This is a genomic window from Microvirga sp. P5_D2 (assembly GCF_054049475.1).
This window is the reverse complement of record NZ_JBFUMH010000216.1, coordinates 1-6,951: the sequence shown is the minus strand read 5'-3', so window position 1 is coordinate 6,951 and position 6,951 is coordinate 1. Positions and strand designations below refer to the sequence as shown.

Here is a 6,951-nt window from a genome sequence, read left to right as displayed (position 1 = left end):
TGCACGGCACGCAGAAGATTCTTGGCTTCCCAGCATCCGAAGGCGGATTGCCGGGCGCGTTCAGCCTTCCCTGGATTGCGGGCATGCTCGAATTGTTGGGCGGGGCGCTTCTGATTCTGGGCCTCTTCGTGCGCCCGGTGGCCTTCGTTCTCTCAGGCCTGATGGCGGCCGCCTACTGGATGGCCCATGCCCCGCGCAGCCCCTTCCCCGTCCTCAACGGCGGCGATGCGGCGATCCTCTACTGCTTCGTGTTCCTGTTCCTGGCCGCGGCCGGCGGCGGTGCTTGGAGCCTCGACAACGCTCTGCGCAAGAGCCGCTGAGCTTAGTTTCCACTGCGAGGGCGGGAGGCCATCACCGGCCTCCCGCCCTTTTTCGTTCAGGTCCGGTCAGGGTCCGTGCCAGTCACGCGGCGCAAGCGCTCGTCCTCCAGCTCTACGTGAAGCGTGTCGTCCTCCTCCTCGTCGAAGGGAGTGGGCATAAGATCCGTGGTGAGGCCGGTCGTGGTGGATGCTGCGGCACCGATAGGCGGAGCAGCTCCCTCCGAGCGCCAGTCCCTCTTGGCCCGGCCAGGCTCGATCCGCCCCTCATCGTCGAGAATATCTACGACGCGGTCCATCTCGGCCTCGTCCACCCGCACCGTCACGAGGGTTCCACCCTGGCGAACGCCCTCGGCATAGACCTCGGCATCCTCATCACTCAGTCCCGCATCGGCCAGGGCTCCCATGAGCCCGCCCAGAGCCGCGCCCGCGCCGGCGCCGACAAGGGTCGAGATCAGCCACCCCGCCGCGATCACGGGGCCAAGGCCGGGCACAGCCACGGTTCCGAGCCCGGCCAGAAGGCCCGCGCCACCCCCGGCGATGGTGCCTGCCGCCGCGCCCGCTCCCGCGAAATCGTGATCGTCCGTCTCGTCATAGGTGCGCGTGGCATGGTGGGAATGAACGTTGTTGGCATTGTTCGAGACGAGGCTGATCTCGAAGCCGGGAATCCGTGCGGCTTCAAGACGCTGCACCGCCTTGGCGGCCTCATCGTAAGTGTTGAAGAAGGCGGTGATTCTCCGCTCGGCCATGAGGTTCCTCCCGATATTCGGCATGTCTCAAGGCTAATGTGCCCCTGCAATTGGGGTTCCGTTCAGAGGGCTGCTCCCGGACAAGTGCTCTAAGGCAAGCGGTCTTTGCGGGCATGCGCCTCCATGCCACCTTCCGGGATGGAAAGAATGTTGCTATTGTTCCGCAAAACAATGCCGGGCAAGGCAATTCAGGGGCTTTATCCATGAGACATATCCATCTCGACGAGGGTTTGCGTTTGCGTTTTCCGGGCAGAAGCGAAGATTTCGACCAGGGTGTCGAGATCGGCATGTTGGCGGTCCTGATGGATCAGGAAACGCCCGAGTTCACCCGCTGGATTTTCAAGGTCAATCTCAGCCAGGTCGAGGCTATCGCCAGGCAGATGGGCTATCGCGTGATCGAAAACGGCGGCGATGAGGAATGGATCGATCTGACCTTCCGTCACCACAGCGTGAAATCGAAGCCGAACCTTCGGCTCGTTCACTCGGCCGGTTAAGGCCTTTTACTCCCCAAAACGAAAGAAGCCGCCCGAAGGCGGCTTCAATGCTATTGGCTTAAAGCGCTGGACTACTGCGCGTCGCTGTTGCGGCGGGTCACCGACCATGCGGCCTGCATTAGCGCGACGGCGAGAGCCGTCTTGACGATGGTGGCGGCGATGAAGGGTGCTGCGCCGACGGTCCAGGCCTTGGCGAAGGGCATCACCATCGCGAGTTGGCCGAGGCCGAAGGCGAAGATCACCGCGTGGCCGATGGTCATCATGACGATGACGCGAAGGAGCGAGCGGTCCCAGCCGCGCTCAGCCATGAAGCCCATGACGACGGCAGCTGCCAGGAAGCCGAAGAGGAACCCGCCTGTGGGGCCCATGAAGTAGCCGATGCCGGCGACCGGGCCGGCGAAGACCGGCAGGCCCATGGCGCCCTGGAGCAGATAAGCCGCGACGGTCGCGCCGCCGAGGCGCCAGCCGTAGGATGCGCCGATGATCAGCACCACCAGGGTCTGCAGCGTCATGGGGACGAAGGGCAGCGGCACCTGGACCTTGGCCGAGAGGGTGAGCAGCGCGGTGCCGATGGCCATGAGGGCGATAGCGCGCAAAGCAGCGAAGCGGGCGTCGTTCCGGGACGGCCAGATCAGGCCGACGAGGGTCGACGGAGAAGACAGCGAAGAAGCGCCAGTCGTCATAAATGAAATCTCCAGATCATTCCGCCATTCGCAGGCGGACTCATAAGCCTTATAGGTGGGTCTGGCCGGGGCCTCAAGCTGCGGCACGGCCAAGATGACACCACCGGGCAGAGATTTCCAAGGATCCTTCATGGCAGACGACCTCACTTTCGACGTTCGTCCCCCTGCCCTCGCGGGCGAATGCATGCGCGTGAGCCCCCTGGTCCGCCGAATCGTCGCCAACAATCCAGGCCCGATCACCTTCACCGGCACCTGCAGCTATATCGTCGGCAATGGCGAGGTCGCGATCATCGATCCCGGCCCCGACGAGCCGGAGCATATCGCGGCCCTGCTCGATGCTGTGAAGGGGGAGACGGTAACGCATATCGTCATCACCCACACCCATCGCGATCATTCTCCTGCCTCGCGGGCGATCCAGGCGGCAACGGGCGCGCGCATCGTCGGCTGCAGTCCGCACCGGAGCGCCCGTCCTCTCTTTTCCGGCGAGGTCAACAAGCTCGAAGCCAGCTCCGACAAGGATTACGTGCCCGATCAGGAAATGGCGGAGGGCGATGCGATCCAGGGACCCGGCTGGACTCTGGAGGCCCTCGCGACCCCCGGGCATATGGCCAACCACCTCGCCTTCGCATTGCCGGAGGAAAAGGCGCTGTTTTCCGGCGATCACGTGATGGCCTGGTCCACGACCGTGGTCGCCCCGCCCGACGGCTCCATGAGCGATTTCATGGCCTCCCTCGACAAGCTGAGGGGCCGGGATGAGACGATCTACTGGCCGGGCCATGGCGGCCCCGTCCAGGACCCGCAGCGCTTCGTGCGCGCCCTCATCCATCACCGCCGCCAGCGTGAAGCCTCTATCCTCAACCGGCTGAACGCAGGCGACAGGACAATCCCCGAGATCGTGGCGGCCATCTATCAGGGCCTGAACCCAGCGCTCGTCGGCGCAGCAGGCCTGTCGGTCTTCGCGCATCTGGAGGATCTGGTGGAGCGTGAACAAGCCGTGACGGACGGCGCGCCTGCCCTCGACAGTCAGTATCGGCCGGCCTGACGGCGTCAGTTCATGGCCAGCGCGAGGTTGGAGGTTTCCTCCAGGAAAGCGCGGATGCGCTTGGCGTTCGTGCCGAGGTCGTGATTGCCGACCCGGGAGGCGGAGCGGATGTCGATGCGCGTTCCGTCCACGCGCGGGCGAATGCGCACCGTCACGTCCTCGGGAATTTTGAGCAGAAACGTCCGGTCGATGGCTTCGAGACGACCCGCGCCGGTGCGCCCACCGGGCGGCACTGCCTCGATCACCCGCCATCCGAGGTTCTGCGCTGCCTTCTGCACGAGGCCGAAAGCTTCCTCAGGCCCGACATCGAGGGTTAGAGGCGCGATCTGCACATAGGCCTCGCGCTGCATCTCGCGCGCGCCCAGTGATACATCGGGCGGCACGCGGCCTGTCCGCGCGTCGAGCGCGGCACGGGAGCGGGAGAACTGAGGCGGGTCGTCCGTATCGGTGCTGATGTCGGTGATCGCGGGGAGCGTCACGGCCTTCACGCCCATATAGGCCGGATAGCCGAGCACGAGAATGGCGAGCACGAGGCCCTTGATGGCGCTGCCGAGACCCCGTCTGCCCTCCTGCCAGATGCGGATGAAGGCCACCAGGGACAGGAACACGGCGAGAAGCGCGATGGCGAGGCCCGTCCCGAGGACGATGAAGCCCGATTGATAATCGATGCGAGAAAAGCGGATGAGCAGAACCGCGATCACCGTCACCACAAGCGCGAACCACGCCAGCCTGGGCGACCACTTTGCCGGACGGGAGAACGGTTCTTCAATGATGAGGCGACGCATCAGGTGGGTTTACAGATCTCTTTGAGAGCGCGCCACTCCTCTTGCGTAAGAAGTGGCTCGCCGGGCTTGGACGGCACCAGTTTCTCCAGAGCTTTCAGGCGCTGATCAGTAACCGGGTGGGTAGACAGAAAAGCCGGGATCCCGCTTTCGTTCCCCTCCTCGTCATCTTCATCACCTTCGATGCGTTTGAGCAACAGCGCCATGGGATGCGCGGGCCTTCCCAAAGCCAGCATGGTCTGCCCGGCAAAATCGTCCGCAGCCGTCTCGGCCTCGCGGGAATAGGCGCTGTCGAGAAGATACTTGCTGGCGAAGACGATGGCGCCGCCGCCCGTCACGTCGCCGAAGAGCAGGCCGAGAAGATACGATGTGCCGCCAGACTGGATCATCTTGCGTAAGCCATCGCGATTGCTCACGTGGCCGATCTCGTGGGCGAGGACGCCCGCCAGTTCATCGGCGGATTCCGCCTTGTCGAGAAGCGCCTGGAACACATAGATCTTGCCGCCAGGAAGCGCGATGGCGTTGGGGATCTTGGATTCGAGCACGGCGATGTCGAGATCGAGGTGGTGTCCCTTCGCCTTCTTCAGGCGCTCCGTCAGAATCTGCAATGCGGCGGCGCCGGGTTTCTCGCTGCAGACCTTGTCGCCGAGCAGAGCCTTCACCTGATTGTCCACCGCCGTGCCGAACCGCTTCTCAACGGAGGGCGGAATGAGCGGCGTCAGCTTCTCGGCGAAAACCGGAATCAGGAACAGGACGCACAGCACGATCGAGGCGGCCGCCGCAACGGACCAGAACAGGATGCGGCCCGTTYGCTCCTGCGATTCCCGGCCTTCGAGGCGAAGACAATTCGCGCGAATGGCGGCCTGATCGGCGGGATCGCTCACGTCGAGGCGGGCGAGCGACGGGCCTCCATCGCAGGTGAGCCGTAGCACGCCCTCGGGCGCATCCTTGAGGCGGACAGAGCCCGTGGGCCAGGAGGCGATCCACTCGCCTCCCTCATGAATATCGAGACTGGATGCGGTGATCTTGAGAGAGACCGTCCTGCGCCGGGCGCTCTCGCCATCATAGAACACCGCATCCATGTTGTTGACCTTAAATGCCCGCGTTGAAGTCGAGCGCGTCGGCGAGACCTTCGCCCAGAACACCCGAAGGCTGGCCGGCGGCAGCAGCCGCATCGAGCGCAGGCAGGTTGGACACGCTCGTCGTGGTGACGACGGCGGCCCAGAGACCGCGACCGAAGAAGTAGCGATTGATCACGCCGAAGCCGAGGAGGAAGGCGAGATAGGCGACAGCGACCAAGATGCCGGCGCTGAATTGAGCGATGCGCGATTCAGCCTCCAGAACCTCCATGGAGCCTTCGAAGAACAGAGCGGTTACGCCAACGAAGATGCCGCAAACCACGGCAAAGGCGAGCATGAACCCGATGGATGAGAAGAGCACCTTGAAGAACAGGCCGTAGACCGGGCCTGCCCGCAGGTTGCTCGTCACGACAACGTCACCGAGACGCAGACCATCGATGTGCCAGCGAGTAAACACAGCCAGCATCAGCGGCCAGAGCAGCATGACGACGAGGATCGCGAAGAAAGGCGCCGTGCCGGCAAGCGCTTTCGCATGATCGGGATTGGCGTCAGCCACTGCAAAACCAATGACGAAGCTGCCGATGAAAACACCAAGGCTCAGCAGCCAAATCCACCACCCGCGCTTGAACAGCATCCAGCCCGAGCCGGAGAAGTCGCCCTGAATAGTGCCGAAATAAGTGTGGCGCATCCGGTAGCGTTCGAGGGATGCCATCGCCCAAGGAAGAGCGAGGCCAAGAGTGAGAATCATCGCGAAATCCCACAGGATCGCGCGGATGGCATAGGCCCAGCCGGAACCCTTCATCCAGAAGCGCACGCCGCGGAAGACCGTGCGGGTCGCGCGGTACTTGCGGGCGCGATAGCTGCCGAAATGGGCCAGCACATACATGATGAGGATGAGTGGCACGCTCGCGAAGGCAGCCAGTTCCTCAAGCATGAAGGTGGCGATGAAGTAGAGAATATAGAGCGGCGCCAGGACGGCGAGCGCGACCAGGAAGCCGATGAGCAGCTCCTTCGCGGTACCTGTATATTCGAAAGCCTCGCCTTCGACCTGGGTGTTGGCCCAGAGGTGACGACGCACCTTCGTGTTCAGCCAGAAGCGATAGAAGCCGAAGGTGGGAATTTGAAGCAGGCTTCCCTTGATCAGCATTTTCAGGAACTCGCCCCGTCCGCCCGAGAAGGACATGCGGGACGGCTGCGGCGCGGAGAGTGGAAAGTTGGAGGAGACGGAAGCGGTCATGATCCTAACCTACAGGGAAGACTGTCCACGCCTTAGCATAGTCTTGTTACTTTAAAACATCTGCCTTCTGAATCTTGAGCATTATTCACTATTTCTATGACCTTTGTCCTGGGTGTGGACCGTAGACACACAAACTTCGAGGGATGACGGGACAGATTGTTTCGATCTAAACTGTCAGTCTGTATCAGGAGCCTGCCTTTGTCGTCTCTATCCCCTGCCTCAGCCGACCAGGAAGCGGACCCGCTTCGCATCTGGTTCCGCGTCATCCGCCTGCACCGCCGCGCTGTCAACACCGTCGCCAGCGAGCTGAAAGTGCTGGGCCTCTCGATCCCGCAATTCGACCTGCTCTCCACCCTCACCGAGCGCGAGGGCATGAGCCAGCAGGAACTGGCGGAGCGGCTCTATGTGACGAAGGGCAATGTCTCCGGCCTGCTCGACCGCATGGTGGAGGCCGACCTCGTGGAGCGGCGCGCAATCCCCGGCGATCGGCGCTCCAATGCCCTCTACCTTACGAAAAAGGGCCGAGATCTCGCGGAGAAGGGCATCGCGGCCCAACGGGCCTATGTAG

At 63.2% G+C, this 6,951-nt stretch carries 9 protein-coding genes; 4 read left to right on the top strand and 5 right to left on the bottom strand.

What is annotated here, in order from left to right; all coding sequences use genetic code 11:
* Positions 1 to 320 (top strand): DoxX family protein (locus ACXJKO_RS28480; protein ID WP_457094403.1); only part of this gene is annotated, 320 nt, incomplete at its 5' end.
* Between the two features lie 56 nt (positions 321 to 376).
* Here the strand turns inward: ACXJKO_RS28480 and ACXJKO_RS28475 are convergent.
* A complete protein-coding gene (locus ACXJKO_RS28475; RefSeq protein ID WP_457094402.1) occupies positions 377 to 1,066 on the bottom strand; it encodes a hypothetical protein in 690 nt (229 codons plus the stop codon).
* A gap of 203 nt (positions 1,067 to 1,269) precedes the next feature.
* On the opposite strand from ACXJKO_RS28475, the gene ACXJKO_RS28470 reads away from it, so the two are divergent.
* Positions 1,270 to 1,560, top strand: coding sequence for a hypothetical protein (locus tag ACXJKO_RS28470; protein ID WP_457094401.1), 291 nt, complete (start codon positions 1,270 to 1,272; stop codon positions 1,558 to 1,560).
* 71 nt (positions 1,561 to 1,631) lie between these two features.
* On the opposite strand, the gene ACXJKO_RS28465 is transcribed toward ACXJKO_RS28470, so the two are convergent.
* Positions 1,632 to 2,243: a biotin transporter BioY gene (locus tag ACXJKO_RS28465; protein WP_457094400.1), complete on the bottom strand. Its 612-nt coding sequence runs from the start codon at positions 2,241 to 2,243 to the stop codon at positions 1,632 to 1,634.
* 130 nt (positions 2,244 to 2,373) lie between these two features.
* On the opposite strand from ACXJKO_RS28465, the gene ACXJKO_RS28460 reads away from it, so the two are divergent.
* A complete protein-coding gene (locus ACXJKO_RS28460) occupies positions 2,374 to 3,285 on the top strand; it encodes an MBL fold metallo-hydrolase (protein WP_457094399.1) in 912 nt (303 codons plus the stop codon).
* Between the two features lie 5 nt (positions 3,286 to 3,290).
* Here the strand turns inward: ACXJKO_RS28460 and ACXJKO_RS28455 are convergent, their stop codons facing one another.
* The 3 genes from ACXJKO_RS28455 to ACXJKO_RS28445 are packed head-to-tail and all read right to left on the bottom strand — an operon-like array spanning position 3,291 to position 6,383.
* Positions 3,291 to 4,070 (bottom strand): DUF1499 domain-containing protein, encoded by a 780-nt coding sequence (locus ACXJKO_RS28455; protein WP_457094398.1) that lies wholly within the window; start codon positions 4,068 to 4,070, stop codon positions 3,291 to 3,293.
* On the bottom strand, positions 4,070 to 5,149 hold the full coding sequence (locus ACXJKO_RS28450) for a M48 family metallopeptidase (RefSeq protein ID WP_457094397.1): 1,080 nt from the start codon (positions 5,147 to 5,149) through the stop codon (positions 4,070 to 4,072). The genes ACXJKO_RS28455 and ACXJKO_RS28450 overlap by 1 nt, the downstream gene beginning before the upstream one ends.
* 10 nt (positions 5,150 to 5,159) lie before the next feature.
* A complete protein-coding gene (locus tag ACXJKO_RS28445; RefSeq protein WP_457094396.1) occupies positions 5,160 to 6,383 on the bottom strand; it encodes a DUF898 family protein in 1,224 nt (407 codons plus the stop codon).
* Positions 6,384 to 6,581: 198 nt separating this feature from the next.
* Between ACXJKO_RS28445 and ACXJKO_RS28440 the strand changes: the two genes are divergently transcribed.
* Positions 6,582 to 6,951 (top strand): MarR family winged helix-turn-helix transcriptional regulator (locus ACXJKO_RS28440; RefSeq protein WP_457094395.1); only part of this gene is annotated, 370 nt, incomplete at its 3' end.

What these genes read in the sequence shown, in the direction of transcription:
- ACXJKO_RS28455 (WP_457094398.1), bottom strand. Translation starts at nt 4,070, where the DNA reads ATGCGTCGCCTCATCATTGAAGAACCGTTCTCCCGTCCGGCAAAGTGG.
- ACXJKO_RS28460 (WP_457094399.1), top strand. Translation starts at nt 2,374, where the DNA reads ATGGCAGACGACCTCACTTTCGACGTTCGTCCCCCTGCCCTCGCGGGC.
- ACXJKO_RS28470 (WP_457094401.1), top strand. Translation starts at nt 1,270, where the DNA reads ATGAGACATATCCATCTCGACGAGGGTTTGCGTTTGCGTTTTCCGGGC.
- ACXJKO_RS28475 (WP_457094402.1), bottom strand. Translation starts at nt 1,066, where the DNA reads ATGGCCGAGCGGAGAATCACCGCCTTCTTCAACACTTACGATGAGGCC.
- ACXJKO_RS28465 (WP_457094400.1), bottom strand. Translation starts at nt 2,243, where the DNA reads ATGACGACTGGCGCTTCTTCGCTGTCTTCTCCGTCGACCCTCGTCGGC.
- ACXJKO_RS28445 (WP_457094396.1), bottom strand. Translation starts at nt 6,383, where the DNA reads ATGACCGCTTCCGTCTCCTCCAACTTTCCACTCTCCGCGCCGCAGCCG.